The 15,031-nt window shown below is 70.6% G+C and carries 11 protein-coding genes and 1 pseudogene; 7 read left to right on the top strand and 5 right to left on the bottom strand.

Going from position 1 to position 15,031, the window contains the following annotated elements:
• The first annotated feature begins 94 nt into the window (after window positions 1-94).
• On the top strand, window positions 95-2,566 hold the full coding sequence (locus tag AQJ67_RS20550) for a CBM35 domain-containing protein (protein ID WP_062720437.1): 2,472 nt from the start codon (window positions 95-97) through the stop codon (window positions 2,564-2,566).
• 51 nt (window positions 2,567-2,617) lie between these two features.
• Here the strand turns inward: AQJ67_RS20550 and AQJ67_RS20555 are convergent, their stop codons facing one another.
• Window positions 2,618-4,387, bottom strand: coding sequence for an ABC transporter ATP-binding protein (locus AQJ67_RS20555; RefSeq protein ID WP_062720438.1), 1,770 nt, complete (start codon window positions 4,385-4,387; stop codon window positions 2,618-2,620).
• A gap of 300 nt (window positions 4,388-4,687) precedes the next feature.
• Between AQJ67_RS20555 and AQJ67_RS20560 the strand changes: the two genes are divergently transcribed.
• Window positions 4,688-5,572: a Gfo/Idh/MocA family protein gene (locus tag AQJ67_RS20560; protein ID WP_062720439.1), complete on the top strand. Its 885-nt coding sequence runs from the start codon at window positions 4,688-4,690 to the stop codon at window positions 5,570-5,572.
• 107 nt (window positions 5,573-5,679) lie between these two features.
• Here AQJ67_RS20560 and AQJ67_RS20565 read toward each other — a convergent pair whose 3' ends face one another.
• Window positions 5,680-6,435, bottom strand: a complete 756-nt coding sequence (locus AQJ67_RS20565) for an SDR family NAD(P)-dependent oxidoreductase (protein WP_062720440.1) — start codon at window positions 6,433-6,435, stop codon at window positions 5,680-5,682.
• Window positions 6,436-6,588: 153 nt separating this feature from the next.
• Here AQJ67_RS20565 and AQJ67_RS45370 point away from each other — a divergent pair.
• A pseudogene (locus AQJ67_RS45370) lies at window positions 6,589-6,792 on the top strand (AraC family transcriptional regulator N-terminal domain-containing protein); the annotation flags it as partial.
• 84 nt (window positions 6,793-6,876) lie between these two features.
• Here AQJ67_RS45370 and AQJ67_RS20570 read toward each other — a convergent pair.
• The gene (locus tag AQJ67_RS20570) at window positions 6,877-7,773 is read right to left on the bottom strand and encodes a GNAT family N-acetyltransferase (protein ID WP_062720441.1); all 897 of its coding nucleotides are present in this window, start codon (window positions 7,771-7,773) and stop codon (window positions 6,877-6,879) included.
• Window positions 7,774-8,258: 485 nt separating this feature from the next.
• Between AQJ67_RS20570 and AQJ67_RS20575 the strand changes: the two genes are divergently transcribed.
• Both AQJ67_RS20575 and AQJ67_RS20580 read left to right on the top strand, forming a co-directional pair.
• A complete protein-coding gene (locus tag AQJ67_RS20575; protein ID WP_062720587.1) occupies window positions 8,259-9,470 on the top strand; it encodes a beta-1,3-glucanase family protein in 1,212 nt (403 codons plus the stop codon).
• 199 nt (window positions 9,471-9,669) lie between these two features.
• Window positions 9,670-9,876 (top strand): hypothetical protein, encoded by a 207-nt coding sequence (locus AQJ67_RS20580; RefSeq protein ID WP_062720588.1) that lies wholly within the window; start codon window positions 9,670-9,672, stop codon window positions 9,874-9,876.
• A 12-nt stretch (window positions 9,877-9,888) separates the two neighbouring features.
• Here AQJ67_RS20580 and AQJ67_RS20585 read toward each other — a convergent pair whose 3' ends face one another.
• Entirely contained in the window at window positions 9,889-11,073 is a 1,185-nt protein-coding gene (locus AQJ67_RS20585; protein WP_062720442.1) for a sulfite oxidase, read from the bottom strand.
• Window positions 11,074-11,230: 157 nt separating this feature from the next.
• Between AQJ67_RS20585 and sthA the strand changes: the two genes are divergently transcribed.
• On the top strand, window positions 11,231-12,634 hold the full coding sequence (gene sthA, locus AQJ67_RS20590; protein ID WP_062720443.1) for a Si-specific NAD(P)(+) transhydrogenase: 1,404 nt from the start codon (window positions 11,231-11,233) through the stop codon (window positions 12,632-12,634).
• Between the two features lie 108 nt (window positions 12,635-12,742).
• Here sthA and AQJ67_RS20595 read toward each other — a convergent pair whose 3' ends face one another.
• The gene (locus AQJ67_RS20595) at window positions 12,743-13,231 is read right to left on the bottom strand and encodes a DUF5709 domain-containing protein (RefSeq protein WP_062720444.1); all 489 of its coding nucleotides are present in this window, start codon (window positions 13,229-13,231) and stop codon (window positions 12,743-12,745) included.
• A gap of 316 nt (window positions 13,232-13,547) precedes the next feature.
• On the opposite strand from AQJ67_RS20595, the gene AQJ67_RS20600 reads away from it, so the two are divergent.
• Window positions 13,548-15,020: an APC family permease gene (locus tag AQJ67_RS20600; protein WP_062720445.1), complete on the top strand. Its 1,473-nt coding sequence runs from the start codon at window positions 13,548-13,550 to the stop codon at window positions 15,018-15,020.
• Window positions 15,021-15,031 lie beyond the last annotated feature (11 nt).

A 15,031-nucleotide genomic window follows, 5' to 3' on the forward strand; every position in this document is an offset into this window, starting at 1 on the left:
CCGTACCCGACCCCGTACGAGATTCCGTACGAGATTCCGTACGGGATTCCGTGCCAGAACCGCCTTGATATCAGCCGCACTTGGAGCAGCCACCATGGCAGCCACTCTCCCCGCCGCGGGCCCCGCGGCCGCTGCCGACCCGCAGCGCCTCACCGTCGACCTGTCCGCCTCCGAGGGGCCGGTGATGCTCGGCGCCAACGGCGCGCTGTACGGGCTCAGCGACGACGGGGTACCCAGTGACGCCGCGCTGGCGCCCCTGAAGGTCACCAGCGTCTCGCAGAAGCCGGAGGGCGGCGCCCAGCACCCCAACGGCGACGCGCTCACCGTCTCGAAGTCGTTCTTCCGCAACGGCGGCGGCGAGATCAACGTGATGATGCAGGACATCTACGCCAAGTGGCCGTACGAAGACCTCGGCATCGACGACTACCTCCCCAAGGTCGACAAGATCGCCAAGGAGGTGGCGGCGGACCCGAACAGCGAGCGGTTCGTCTACATCCCGTTCAACGAGCCCGACCAGATCTGGTACAAGCTGGGCGTCGCCGACCAGGCCCAGTACGAGGCCAACCGGGACCGGTTCTTCAAGGACTGGAAGACGGTGTACCAGCGCATCCGCGCGATCGACCCGGACGCGAGGATCGCGGGCCCGAACGAGGCCGCCTACCACTCCCGGCTGCTGAAGGACTTCCTCGCCTTCGCCAAGCGGGAGAACGTCCTGCCGCAGGTGATGACCTGGCACGAGCTGGGCTCCGGCTCGCTGCGCGACTTCCAGGCGCACTACGACGACTACCGGGCGCTCGAACGCGAGGCGGGCATCGCCCCGCTGAAGATCAACATCGACGAGTACGCCAACCGCCGCGACCTCTCCGTACCGGGCCAGCTCGTGCAGTGGGTCTCCATGTTCGAGCGGAACAAGGTGTACGCGAACATGGCGTACTGGGACGCGGCCGGCAACCTCAGCGGTCAGGTCGTGCGCTCCAACATCCCCAACGGCGGCTGGTGGCTGTTCCGCTGGTACGCCGGGATGACCGGTGACACCGTCAAGGTGACCCCTGCGCAGCCGAACACCATCGACACCCTGCAGGGCCTGGCCTCCCTGGACACGGGCCGGCGCCAGGCGCAGGTGCTGCTCGGCGGTTCGGCGGGCGACTCCGACGTCGTCGTCCGCAACGTGCCCCGTTCCGTCTTCGGCCGCACGGTCACCGCGACCGTCGCCGAGGCCGCCTGGTCCGGCTACGAGGGGCAGCACGCGACGCCTCAGGTCCTCGCACGTACGAAGGTGAAGGTGGCGGACGACGGTTCGGTGACCGTCCCGCTGCGCGGCATGCGGAAGATGTCCGCCTACCGGGTCGTCCTGACGCCCGGCGGCACGGGCAGCCCCTCCCCCGTCTCCGTCCCCTGGTCGGCGTCGTACGAGGCCGAGTCGGCCGCGATCACCGACGGCAAGGTCTACACCCGGGGCACGGTCGAGAACGCCAACGGCTACGCGGCCTCCGGCACGAAGGACGTCGGCTCGCTCAACCAGGCCACCAGCAAGGTCGACTTCACGGTCACGGTGCCGCGCGACGGGGCGTACGACCTGGCGATCCTGTACGGCAACCAGTCCGGCGGCCCGGCCACGCAGAAGCTGTCGGTCGACGGCGCCGAGGCGGCCACGGTCACCTACCCCTCCACGGAGAACTGGACCTACCGCGCCAAGCGGGACGTCACCGTCCGGCTCCAGGCCGGCACCCATGTGCTGACGCTGGCCAAGGGCGACGCCGAGGTCACCCTCGACCGCATCGACCTGACGGCCCGCGCGGGAGCGCCCTCGGCGTCGTACGAGGCCACGCTGGCGGACGTCAGCGGCAGTCCGTCGTACGACTACTCCTCCTCGGTGGGAGTCGGCACGGGCGCCCTGGTGCTGCGCTCCGGCGACAAGGCGGTCTTCGACGTGTACGCCCCGCGCGACGGCTACTTCACGGTGGTGCCGCGGGCGACGGAGACGGTGAAGCTCGCCCTGCACGGGGAGACGGTGACGGCGGCGCCGGGCCGGCCGCTGCGGCTGTACCTCGTGGCGGGCAACAACCGCGTCACGGCGACCGCCCAGCACTCAGCCGTCCGCTCGCTGGACGTCTCGGGCAGCGGTTCGGCCTCCGGCACCCTCTCCTACGAGGGCAGGGCGGCCGTCCTCAAGGGCGGGGCCGAGCTCGTCGAATCCGCCCACGCCTCGGCCGGCTCCTACATCGGCAAGCTCGGCAACAGCCCCGACAGCACCGCCGAGTTCACCGTTCGGGCGCCCAGCTCCGGCCGCTATCTGCTGGTGGTCCACTACGCGCACAACGACCGGCGGGACAACGGCCACGCCTACAACACGGACATCATGTCCCGCACCGCGGACATCACCGTGGGGAACGCGGCGCCGGTGAAGGTCACGTTCAAGAACACCTGGAGCTCGGACGACTACTGGACGGTGGGTGTCCCCGTCGACCTGAGGCAGGGTTCCAACAAGGTGACGTTCGGCAACGCGACGGCCTGGGCGCCGGACATCGACCGGATCGAGCTGGGCCGGGTGATCGACCGGCCGTAGCCGCCTGTTCCGCCCGCTCCGTCGCAAGGTGGAGCGGGCGGAACACGTGCGTCAGGCGACCTGCCCGCTGTGCAGGGCCGTGTACGCCCCGTTCCGGCGCAGGAGTTCGTCGTGGGTGCCGATCTCCTGGATCCGCCCGTCGCCCATCACCACGATCCGGTCCGCGCCGCGCACGGTGGACAGCCGGTGTGCCACCACGAAGGTGGTACGGCCGTGCAGGAGGCGGGCGAGGGCCTGCTGGACCAGCGCCTCGGACCGGGTGTCCAGGGCCGAGGTCGCCTCGTCGAGGACGAGCACCCTGGGGTCCCGGATCAGCGCCCGCGCGATGGCGAGCCGCTGCCGCTGTCCGCCGGACAGCCGTGCCCCGCGCTCGCCGACCAAGGTGTCGAGGCCCTGCGGGAGCCGGTCGACGAACTCCAGCGCGTTGGCGTCGCGCAGCGCCGCGCGCACCGTCTCCTCGTCGGCGTCGTCCATGCCGTAGGCGACGTTCTCGCGGATGGTGCCGTCGAACAGGATCGACTCCTGCGGCACGACCGAGACGAAGCGGCGGTAGGTGCGCAGGTCGAGGGTGCTCATGTCGGTGCCGTCGAGTTCCAGGCGGCCGGAGGTCGGGCGGATGAACCCGATGACGAGGTTCAGCACGGTGGACTTGCCGGCACCGGACGCGCCGACGAGGGCGATGGTCTCCCCCGGGGTGACGGAGAGGCTGAAGTCCCGTACGGCGAGGTGGCCGTTCTCCTCGTACGCGAACCCGACGTTGTCGAAGGTCACCGCGCCGCGCAGCGAGGTGACCTCGGACTTGCCCTCGTTGTCCTCCAGCTCGGGCTCCTGGAGCACCTCGCCGACGGAACGGACCGACTCCAGGCCCTTGGTGATGACCGGGGCCAGGCCCGCCAACGTGGTCGTGGAGTTGGTGAGGGTGGTCAGGAAGGCGCTCAGCATGACGACGTCACCGGCGGTCACGCCCCACACTCCGTAGTACGAGATCAGCGCCGCGCCGGCGAGGACGAGCACGCCGACGACGTTCAGTACGACCCAGGCGAGCGAGCCGAAGCGGCCGTTGACGAGGTCGAGGCGCATGCCGGAGGTCAGCAGCCGGTGCAGGGTGCCGTCCATGCGGCGCAGCGCCTTGCCCTCCAGTCCGTGGGCGCGGGTCACCGGGATGAGGCGGGTCATCTCCGTCACCCGGGAGGACAGGGTCTCCACCTCGTGGCGGAAGTGCTCGTTGTGGGTGCGCAGACGGGCCCGGAGGCGGGCGACGACGAGTGCGGCGGCGGGCACGACGACGAGGAAGACGGGCACGAACTGCGGTGTGCGGATCGCGATGATGACGAGGCCGCCGACGAGCACGGTGCCCGCGCCGAGCCCCGTCTCCGCGGTCTGCTGCACCATCTGCTCGACGGTCTCCACATCGCGCACGACCTTGGCCTGGAGCACGCCGGCGCTGACGCGCGAGTGGTAGCCGATGGAAAGCTGCTGCATACGGGTGCACAGCGCGGAGCGCAGCCCGGTGCCCATCCGGCGCACGCTGCCGTACAGCAGGCGGACGTACAGCACGTGCAGGGGGTAGTTGACCAGCAGGATGAGCATGATGACGCCGGTGCTCAGCCAGAGCCTGCTGATCGGCTGGTGCTGGACGACGGTGTCGATGATGGACGCGGTGATCAGCGGCAGCAGCCAGACCGGGCTGTGCTTGACGGTGAACACGCCGACCGCGGCCGCGAGGCGGTGGCGGTCGGCGCGGAAGAGGTAGGCGAGGGTGCGTACGGGGTGTTCGCCGCGGTAGCGGTGGTCGAGCGGTCTCTCGTGTGACGACGCCATCGGCGTTGTCCTTCCCAGGGTTCCGGATGAGATGCAGACACCTGCATGGCAAGCGCTTTCCTACCTCGTCCCCGAGGGGAGTACAAGCGCATTCCGGAACGGATCCCGGGGGGTGGTGATTCAGTGACGACGCCGCTGAATCTCTGTGTCTCTGTGGCTGAGACCGGCCGCCCGACCGCTTGCATGGCCTCCTGGTCGGTGTGAAACGCTCACCCTCGGCCGACGGGCTGAACGACGTCCGGCGATCGTCGGCACAGCTCGGCACGCTCGGTACAGCTCGGCACAGTGAGAGGCGGCGGCATGCGCATCGGACTGCTCGGTACCGGCCCGTGGGCTCGGATGGCTCATGCTCCCGCCCTGAGCCGGCACGGCGGACTGGACTTCGTGGGCGTGTGGGGCCGCCGTACGGCCCCCACCAAGGAGTTGGCCGACAACTACGGCGTGCGCGCCTACGACGAGGTCGACGCGTTGCTCGCCGACGTGGACGCGGTGGCCGTGGCGCTGCCTCCTGCCGTCCAGGCCGACTTGGCGGTGCGGGCCGCGCGGGCGGGCCGCCATCTGCTGCTCGACAAGCCGCTCGCGCCGACGGTGGAGCAGGCCCGGGCGGTCGCCGGGGCCGTCGAGGAGGCCGGTGTGGCCTCGGTCGTCTTCTTCACCGCCCGTTTCCAGCCGGAGACCGAGGCGTGGATCAACGAACAGGCCGCGGTGGAGGGCTGGTTCACGGGGCGGGCGGAGTGGCTCGGCGCGGTGTTCAGCGAGGACGCCAACCCGTTCGCCACGCCGTGGCGGCGGGAGAAGGGCGCCCTGTGGGACGTGGGTCCGCACGCGCTGTCGGTGCTGCTGCCGATCCTGGGCGACGCGAGGCGCGTGACGGCGGCCGCGTCCGGCCCCGGCGACACGGTCCACCTGGTCCTCGACCACCTCGGCGGCGCGTCGAGCACCCTGGCCCTCAGCCTCACGGCACCGCCCGCCGCTGCGGGGGCCGCGGTGGAGCTGCGGGGCTCGGCCGGGGTGACGCAGCTGCCTCAGAGCACCGACAGCGCGGTGTCCGCCCTGGCCCGGGCCGCGGACGCCCTGCTGGCGGCCTCCCGTACAGGTCGGCCGCATGCGTGCGACGCGGCGTTCGGTCTGCGGGTCACCGAGATTCTGGCGACGGCCGAAGCGCTGTTGGACGGCGGCGCCTGACGCGGGCCTGGGTCGGGCCTGGGTGGGGCCTGGGTGGGGCCTCGTTGGGGCCTGGTTGGGGCGGACCTGCCCCGGTCCTAGAGGTTTGGGGCGGACCTGCCCCGCTCCTAGAGGTTGTAGCCGCCCGACACCTCGATGTTCTGCGCGGTGACCCAGCGGCTCTCGTCGGAGACCAGGCTGGCGATCATCGCGCCGATGTCGTCGGGTTCCCCGACCCTGCCGAGCGCGGTTTTCGCGGCTAGGGCCGGGATCACCTCGGGGAACCGGGTGAAGGCGTCGCCGCCGAGCCGGGTGCGGGTCGCGCCGGGTGAGACGGCGTTGACGCGGATGCCGCGCGGGCTGAACTCCTTGGCCATGTACCGGGTCAGCACGTCCAGGCCGCCCTTCATCGACGCGTAGGCCGAGTAGCCGGGCTCGGCTCCGGTCGTCGTCGAGTTGCTGCTGGTGTTGACGATCGCCCCGCCGTCGGCCATCAGCGGCAGCAGCTTCTGCGTCAGGAAGTAAGGCCCCTTGAGCAGGACCCGCGTGAGCTTGTCGAACGTCCCTTCGGTCATGTCCTCGATCAGCGCGGAGTGCGCGAAACCGGCGTTGTTCACCAGGTGGTCGAAGGTGTCGCGCTGCCAGGTGTCGCGCAGCACACCGGCCACGGTGTCGCGGAAGTCCGTGAAGGTGCCACTCTCGCCGACGTCCAGCGGCAGTGCGACGGCCGTACCGCCCTCCTTCTCGATGGCAGCGACGGTGTCCTTCGCTCCTTGAGGGTTGCTGCTGTAGGTCAGGATGACCCCGGTCCCGCGCTGGGCGATCTCGATCGCGGCGCTCTGTCCGATGCCGGAGCTGGCTCCGGTGACGATGGCGACCTTCATGACGTCCCTCCCAGGAACAGTCGGCGGTGGAGGAGCGCTGTGATGCCATTCAACCGATCTGACCTGCGGAAACGTTAGAACGATGCTCGCTCGTGCTTGCACGATCCTCTCGGGCTGGGGAGCCTTCGCCCGCGTTGGTGCTGCAATGGAGGCATGCACCTGGAAGAGCTCCGGACGTTGCTGGCCCGGCATGCCCGGCCCGACTGGACCACCGCCGTCGAAGGCGTCCTCATCTCCAGGGTCGACCGCCCGGACCCACCGGCGCCGTCCATGTCGGGCACGGTGCTGGCGGTCATCGCCCAGGGCGCCAAACGGCTCGCCCTGGGCGACCGGGTCTACGAGTACGGCCCCGGGCAGATCACACCGCCGACCAGCTTGCCACCCGCCACTGACAGACGGCCCGGCCCGCAGTCGGGCCGGGTCGTCTCCACGACCTACTGGCTACGCCGACTTCGGCGCGCGGAAGTTGATGCGCTCGCTCACGACGGGGAAGCCCGCCTTGGCGAAGTTCGCGGCCATGGGGAAGTTGCCCTGGTCCGTGGCGCCGCTGATGAACTCCGCGCCCTGCTCGGCGAGGAGGTGGGTGCACTCGGCCAGGAGGTCGTAGGCGTAGCCGTGGCCGCGCTGTTCCGGGACGACTCCGATGAAGCCGATGGTCGGGCCGGAGGGGTTGTGGGCCGGGATGTGGATGCCGGCCAGGTCGCCCTCCGGCGTGTGCGCGACCTGCCACCACTCGCGTGGCGAGGGGCACCAGTGGAAGAAGTCCAGCTCCTCCTGGGCGGCTTGGTCGAGGCCGCCCTCCTCGATGGCCCGCAGGGCGTGGGCGTCCAGGGTGGCGGAGTGGACGCGGCGCAGCGCGTCGAAGAAGACCGCGTCGTCGGGTTCGGGGCTGAAGCGCAGGCGTCCGGGGCGTTCGGGCAGGCCGAGTTCCGGGGTCCAGCGGTAGAGGAAGCGTTCCACCAGGATTTCGTAGCCGGCCGCGCGGGCGGCGTTGAAGCGGGCGTCGGCGGCGGCCTTCAGGCCGGGTTCGTCCCGCCAGCCGCCGGGCAGGTTGATCTCGAGTTCGACCTGCCAGGGGGCGGAGCGCAGGAGTTCGGCGCCGGCCTCCTCCTCGCCCTCGGCCACGTCGAACCAGTTGATGTTGACGGGCTCGGAGTCGTCGGGGCCGCCCCACCAGGCGCCGCGAGCGACGACCGTGCCGTCGCGCAGGGCGACGCGCTTCCAGTCGGGGCGGAACCGGGTCCGGCGGTGGCCCGCACGGGCGCCGAGCGGGTCGGGGTGGGCGTCGAAGAGATGGGCGTCGCTCGGGGAGAGCACGCGGATGACCGGATCGGTCACGGATTCCTCCGGGATGAGGGCTGTGAGGAGCGCTCCCGGTCAGATCTGACGCGACACGCCGGGGCAACGGGAAGAGGAGCGCTGGACTGGGGTGAACCGCACGGCACTCGCCTCCTTCCGTCCGTCTCAGGGCGTGGAGCCACACCGTACGCGATCTTCGTCAGAGGCGTCCACGGGTTTTTCGCAGGTCCTGAGCGGGTTCCTGTGGATGTCAGAGAGCGCTCTCAAGAGCCGGAGTGACTTAAGCGGCCTTAGGGGAGGGTTAAGCCGTCGCGGTCATTCCGTGCCCCTTCAAGTTCCCGCAGCTGAAGGGAGTTTGGACTTGGTGCAGACCCATTGGCCCCTACGGAGGTGGTGCGTACCATCGGGGCCCATCGGTGGCTGTGACGCCGGGTTCGAGAGCGCTCTCAGAGCCGTGATCGGCGTCACCGCCGCTGCTGCCCAGTCCCCCCACACACCAAGTACTCGGGAGACCCCACATGCACATGACTTCCCGCCATCAGCGCCAGCTCGGTCGACGCAGGCTCCTCCTCGCCCTCGGCGGCACGGCGGTGGCCGTTCCCGCCGCGGCCGCCGTGGCCCCGTACGCCCTCGCGGGCACGCCCGAGGACGGCGACACCCGTGCCGCGGCGGCGGCCGCGCTGCCGCTGACGATCGTCAACGACAGCGGTTCCTTCGGCAACGCGAACGTCCACGTCTACATCGTCGGCAACCAGGACGGCCGCCAGGTACGCGTCACGCCCGACGGCACCCTCGCGCCGATCGCCCTGTCGGACAACGGACCCGACGGCTTCACCGACTACGCGATCAGCCTGGCCGGCAGTGGCGAGACCCGGCTGTCGCTGCCGCAGATGTCCGGCCGGATCTATGTGTCGCTCGGCGAGAAGCTCAGGTTCAAGGCCGTCACCGACGGCAACGGCAACGCCGCCCTCCAGTACCCGGCGGGCTGGGTGACGTCGGACCCCAACTACCCGGTGCTGCACGATTGTGCCGAGTTCACGTACAACGCGGCCGGCATGTTCTGCAACACCACCATGGTCGACATGTTCAGCGTGCCGCTGAGCATCCGGCTGACCGGCGCCAAGGACCAGACCGCGGGCAGGCTGCGGGCCGGTGGGCGGGCGGCCGCGTTCGCGGCGGTCCGGCAGGTCGCGGAGTTCGCGCGGCTCGTCGTGGACGACACGCGCGTGATCGCCCCGGGACACGGCCTGGACGCGGGACTGTTCGCCAAGGACTACTTCGCGCCGTACATCGACGAGGTGTGGAGCACGTACACCGGGCGGGACCTGAGCGTCACCACCAACGCGGGGACGTTCACCGGGCGGGTGCGCGGTGAGCGGTTCACCTTCGACGGGCCCGCGCAGGTGTCCTTCGCCAAGCCGTCGACCCGGGACGTGCTGTTCTGCGACGGGAATCTCGCCGCCCCCAACGACGGCACGACCGGCCCCGTCGCCGCGATCCTCGGCGCCGGCTTCAACCGTTCGACGCTGATCGGCCATCCCGCCCAGCCGACGACCGACGCCGCCACCTTCTACCGGACCGGCCTGACCAACCACTACGCCAAGGCCATGCACGCGGCCACCGAGGACGGCAAGGCGTACGGCTTCGCCTTCGACGACGTGGCCGACTTCGCCTCGTACATCCAGGACACGGCACCCACGGGGATCCGGCTGACGCTCACGCCGTTCGAGAACTGACCCCGCACGCTTCGAGGCCTGGGACGGGCGGTTTCGCCGCGGGCCGGAGAGGTACTCCGGGTGTCCAGGGGCCGGCAGGTGTTCAGCGGGCTTTCGGCGCCTCCGGATGCAGGGTCCGCTCCGGCGTTGAATGGTGTTAACAGACCCGATGACCGCACCGGGCCCGAAGGAAGTCACCCGGATCCGAGGAGCAGAGATGATGCCGACGTCCCAGCCCGAAGCGTCCGGGCCGTCCGGGGATCGCGTGACCCCGGACGACCTGCTCCACGCCCGCACCGGCACCGATGTGTCGCCCGAGGACATAGTGCTTGCCTCAGGCAAGGACCTCACCCCCCGCAATCTGGAATGGGCCAAGCGCAAGCTGGCGGACGAGGGCCCCTCCGCCCTCGACAAGCTGCTGCCCTAGCCCAGCCCGGCCTCACCGTCCGGAATCCGCGCGAGTCGACCCCGGGTGCGTGTCGGCACCCGGGGCGGCCGTCTGCGCGTCCAGGCACAGCACCGGCACCCGCTGTACGAGGTTGTTGGCGAAGCCTCCGCGGTTCCACCGCGGCTCCAGGGGCTGCGTCCGGCCCTCGGCGTCGGTCGCCCGGGCGCTCAGCACGTACTCGCCGGGCAGCGCCGTCCAGCTGTGCCGCCACCGGCGCCACGCCCACCGGTGCCCGCCGTCCGGATCCAGCCCGGCCTCCTGCCAGGAGCGCCCCGCGTCGGTGCTGACCTCGACACGCGTCACCGGAGCCCCTCCTGACCAGGCGCGTCCCTCCAGGGGCACCGGGCCGGGCCGGACCACCCGGGTCCGGGACATGAAGTCGGGGAAGCCCGGCGGGACGAGCAGGGCGCGGGGGGCGATGCGGGTGACCGGCTCGCCCTCGTCCTCGGGCTCCTGGCGCAGCCGGTACGCCACGGCCTGCTGGAACCCCCGGAACGGCTCCTCGGCGACGGCGATGTCGCGCAGCCACTTCACGTGCGCCATGCCGTACCAGCCGGGCACGACCAGCCGGAGCGGCCGGCCGTGCTGCGGGGGCAGCGGGGCGCCGTTCATCGCGTACGCCACCAGCACCTCGGGGTCGTCGCCTGTGGCCACTTCCACGGGGAGCGCGCGCCGGTAGTCCTGCTGGACACCGCGTTCGACCCCGTGGTCGGCGCCGGTGAAGACGACGTCGACCGCGTCCGTTCCGACTCCGGCCTCGGCGAGCAGCAGCCGTAGCGGTACGCCCGTCCACTCGGCGGTCCCGACGGCCTCGACGAGCCAGGGCTGGCTGACCGGCCGGGGCGTCAGCAGGGCCCGGCCGTTGCCCGCGCACTCCAGCGTGACCCTGGTGGTGACCTGCGGGAACGCCCTCAGGTCGGCCAGGTCGAGACGGAGCGGTCGGCGGACGTGGCCGCCGAGGGTCAGGCGCCAGGGGGTGTCGTCGGGGACGTACGGGATGTCGTAGTGGGTCAGGACGTAGTGCAGTCCGGGCGGGGTGAGGTCGTGGCGCAGGGCTTCGAGCGGCAGGCCGTGGTTGCGGGTCGCGAGCGCCAGTTCGTCCCGGCCGATGCCCTCGTCCGGGGCGGCCAGCCGGGCCGGTGCGCTCGTGTCGAGGAGTCGATGCCGATGCCCCATACCAGCATTATCGACCCATATGCACGGCACCGCGCCGGGCCGTCGCGACCTCCTCGACGACAGGCACAACTTCCGCTCGCGCTGCGGCACTTCACCCGGGCGATGGTTGCCGGCTCACCCTTTCGGAAGGGGGCGCGCGGCTGTCAGACTCCTGAAGGTGCCCGACTTCGACATGCTCGTCATCGGATCCGGTCCGGGTGGCCAGAAGGCCGCCATCGCCGCGGCCAAGCTGGGCCGCCGGGTCGCCGTCGTCGACCGCCCCGACATGGTGGGCGGCGTCTCCATCCACACCGGGACCATCCCCTCCAAGACCCTGCGCGAGGCGGTGCTGTACCTGACCGGCCTCACCCAGCGCGATCTGTACGGGCAGAGCTACCGGCTCAAGGAGGACATCACCGTCGCCGACCTGACCGCCCGCACCCAGCACGTGGTCGGCCGTGAGGTGGACGTCATCCGCAGCCAGCTCTCCCGCAACCACGTCAACCTGTACGCCGGGACGGGCCGCTTCGTCGATCCGCACACGGTCGCGTTGCGCGAGGTCACCGGCCATGAGCGGCTTCTGACCGCCGAGCACGTCGTCATCGCCACCGGCACCCGGCCCGCGCGGCCCGGCAGTGTTGAGTTCGACGGGCGGACGATCATCGACTCCGACACCGTCCTGGCGCTGGACCGGGTGCCGCGCTCCATGGTCATCGTCGGTGCCGGGGTCATCGGCATGGAGTACGCCTCGATGTTCGCCGCGCTCGGCAGCAGGATCACCGTGGTCGAGAAGCGCGCCGGGATGCTCGACATGTGCGACGTCGAGGTGATCGAGTCGCTCAAGTACCACCTGCGGGACCTCGCCGTGACGTTCCGCTTCGGGGAGACGGTCGCGGCGGTCGAACAGCACCCCCGGAGCACGCTGACCATCCTGGAGAGCGGCAAGAAGATCCCGGCCGAGGCGGTGATGTACTCGGCGGGCCGGCAGGGGCTCACCGACGAGCTGGACCTGGACCGGGCCGGGCTCACGGCGGACGCGCGCGGGCGGATCACGGTCGACGAGCACTACCGCACCGAGGTACCGCACATCTACGCCGTCGGCGACGTCATCGGCTTCCCGGCGCTGGCCGCGACGTCGATGGAGCAGGGCCGGGCGGCGGCGTACCACGCCTTCGGGGAGCCCGTCGGCCGGATGCACAACCTCCAGCCGATCGGCATCTACACCATCCCGGAGATCAGTTTCGTGGGCCGGACCGAGGACCAGCTCACCGAGGACCGGGTGCCCTTCGAGGTGGGCATCTCCCGCTATCGCGAGCTGGCCCGCGGGCAGATCATCGGTGACTCGCACGGCATGCTGAAGCTGCTGGTCTCGCCGCAGGACCGCACGCTGCTCGGGGTGCACTGCTTCGGTACGGGGGCGACGGAGCTCATCCACATCGGGCAGTCGGTGATGGGGTGCGGCGGAACGGTCGACTATCTGGTCGACGCCGTCTTCAACTACCCGACGCTGGCGGAGTCCTACAAGGTCGCGGCGCTCGACGCCACGAACAGGCTGCGGCAGATCGACCGGCTGGGAGACTGAAAGGGGCGAAGCCCCCTTTCAGGGGCGCGGGGCTGTATCGATGTGCGGCTCCGCCGCGTGGGCGCGACCAGCCACACACGGCCGGCACCCGCCAGACGGGAGCAACCCCTACGGCGCCCCGCGCTCCGGCGACTCCACCACATGCACAGCCGCCTCCTCCGCACCGGCCGCCCCGCCATCGACACCGACATCGGAGGCGACCTCATCCTTCGTGGTGTCGGAATGAGCGCCCTCGTCGGGGGCGACCAGGCGACCCGCCCGCTCCGCGCCCGCCTGGGGATCGACGGGCTCGCCCTCGCCGCCCGGCAGGTCGCCGACGTCGTCGCCGGCGGGCTCGGTCACGTCGGGGACCTCCTGCGCCAGCCGTTCGTCGAGGGTCTCGCCGGCGTGCTGTTCGGCGGCCGTGGTGCCGTGCTTGGTCACGCCGAGCGGCTTCTCCGGCGGGGAGTAGCCCTCGTCGAGGGTGTCGTCGTAGGTCCGCTCGTCCACGGCGTCCTGAAGGTCGAGCGGTGCCGCGTCCTGCTGTTCCTCGTTGCTTCCGGTGGGCTGGTACGCGTCGTCGGCCATCGGCTCTGCGGGCGTGTGTTCGGTGCCCATGACTGCCTCCCTCGCTCGCGCGGTCGGCTGATTGCGGTGCTGCATGTCCTGAACCGCGTTTCCCGTTGCGCGTGGTCCAACCCCGCAAGATCGCACGGCTCTTGAAGCATCAAAGGGTGTGGCTATCATCACCTGCACACACGGTGTGACTGCACGGCAACGCAACGGCGTACAGTGTCCGCCACCCGTTCCGCTCCGCCGCCCCTGACCCGAGGTCATCCCTCCCCGGTTTCGTGGCGTTGTTTCACCCCCCACCCCCCTTACGTCGTCGGGCCCGTCCGCCCGCACGTCGTGCAAGACGGAAAGCAGCGCATCCATGAGCAACAACAGGGGCAGAGGGCTGCAGGCCAACGCCCTCGGTACGTTCGACACGGTGGTGATGGCGGTCGCGGGCAGCGCCCCCGCGTACTCGATCGCCGCGACCACGGCGGTGCTCGTCTCGGCGGTCGGACTGGCCAGTCCGGCCGCGTTGCTGTACTGCGCGATACCGATGCTGGGCATCGCGCTGGCCTTCAGCTACCTCAGCCGGATCGACGTGAACGCGGGCGCCAGTTACTCCTGGGTGGGACGTACGCTGCATCCCTTTCTGGGGTTCATCAGCGGCTGGGCGCTGGTGATCTCGGCGACCATCTTCATGGTGGCGGGTTCACTGCCGGCCGGGTCGATGACGCTGGCCCTCTTCGACGAGGAACTCGCCGACAGCACCGCGCTGTCGACGCTGGTCGGCGCCGGCTGGTTCCTGATCATGCTGGCGGTGGTGCTGGGCGGCGCGCGGCTCACGGTGCGGGCGCAGCTGGTGATGTCCGGTGTGGAGCTGGCGATACTGGCCCTGTTCGCCGTCCTCGCCCTTCTCCACGCCGACAACGCCCGGGCGTTCGACTGGTCCTGGCTCGGCTTCGGGCACTTCGACGGGGTGTCGGGGTTCGCGTCGGGGGCGCTGATCGCGGCGTTCTACTACTGGGGCTGGGACGTGACCAGCAACCTCAGTGAGGAGACCCGCAACAGCCGTCGTACGACCGGCCTCGCGGGGCTCATCGGGGTGGGCATCGTGTTCCTCCTCTTCGAGGTGTTCACGATCGCGGTGAACGTCATCCTGTCCGCGCGGCAGATCCAGGACAACGACGCCAACGTGCTGGCCGTGCTCGGCGAGGAGGTCTGGCCGGGCTGGGGCGGCAAGTTGCTGGTCGTGGCGGTGATGCTGTCCACGATCGCCACCCTGGAGACCACGCTCATCCAGGTCACGCGTTCGCTGTTCGCGATGGGCCGGGACCGTACGATGCCGTCCGCGCTGGGCCGGGTGCACCGCCGTTGGAACACGCCCTGGGTGGCCGTCGCGGTGGTCGGAGTGGTGGCGCTGGCGATGTTCATCGCCTCCAACCTCCTGGGCACGGTGGGCGACATCCTCTCCGACGCCATCTCGGCGATGGGGCTCCAGATCGCCGTGTACTACGGGCTGACGGGGCTCGCGGTGGTCGTCGCCTACCGCAGGATGCTGCTGAAGTCGGTGGGCAACTTCGTGTTCGGCGGCCTGTGGCCGTTGTTCGGGGCCCTGTTCATGTTCTGGATCTTCGTCGAGTCGCTGGGCGAGCTGAGCGCCTCCGCCATCGCGATCGGCGTGGGCGGTCTCGCGGCCGGGCTGATCCCGATGCTCTGGTACTGGCGGCAGGGCAGCGACTACTACCGGCCGGCCAAGCTGGACGCCGCGCGAACCGTGGAGGCGGACTACGTGCCGGCCGGTGCGGGCGGCAGCGACTCCCTTGTCCACGAGGGTCTTCCCACCGACTTCTGAGGGAGTCCTCG

The sequence above is a fragment of the Streptomyces caeruleatus genome (assembly GCF_001514235.1).
Taxonomy (GTDB): domain Bacteria; phylum Actinomycetota; class Actinomycetes; order Streptomycetales; family Streptomycetaceae; genus Streptomyces; species Streptomyces caeruleatus.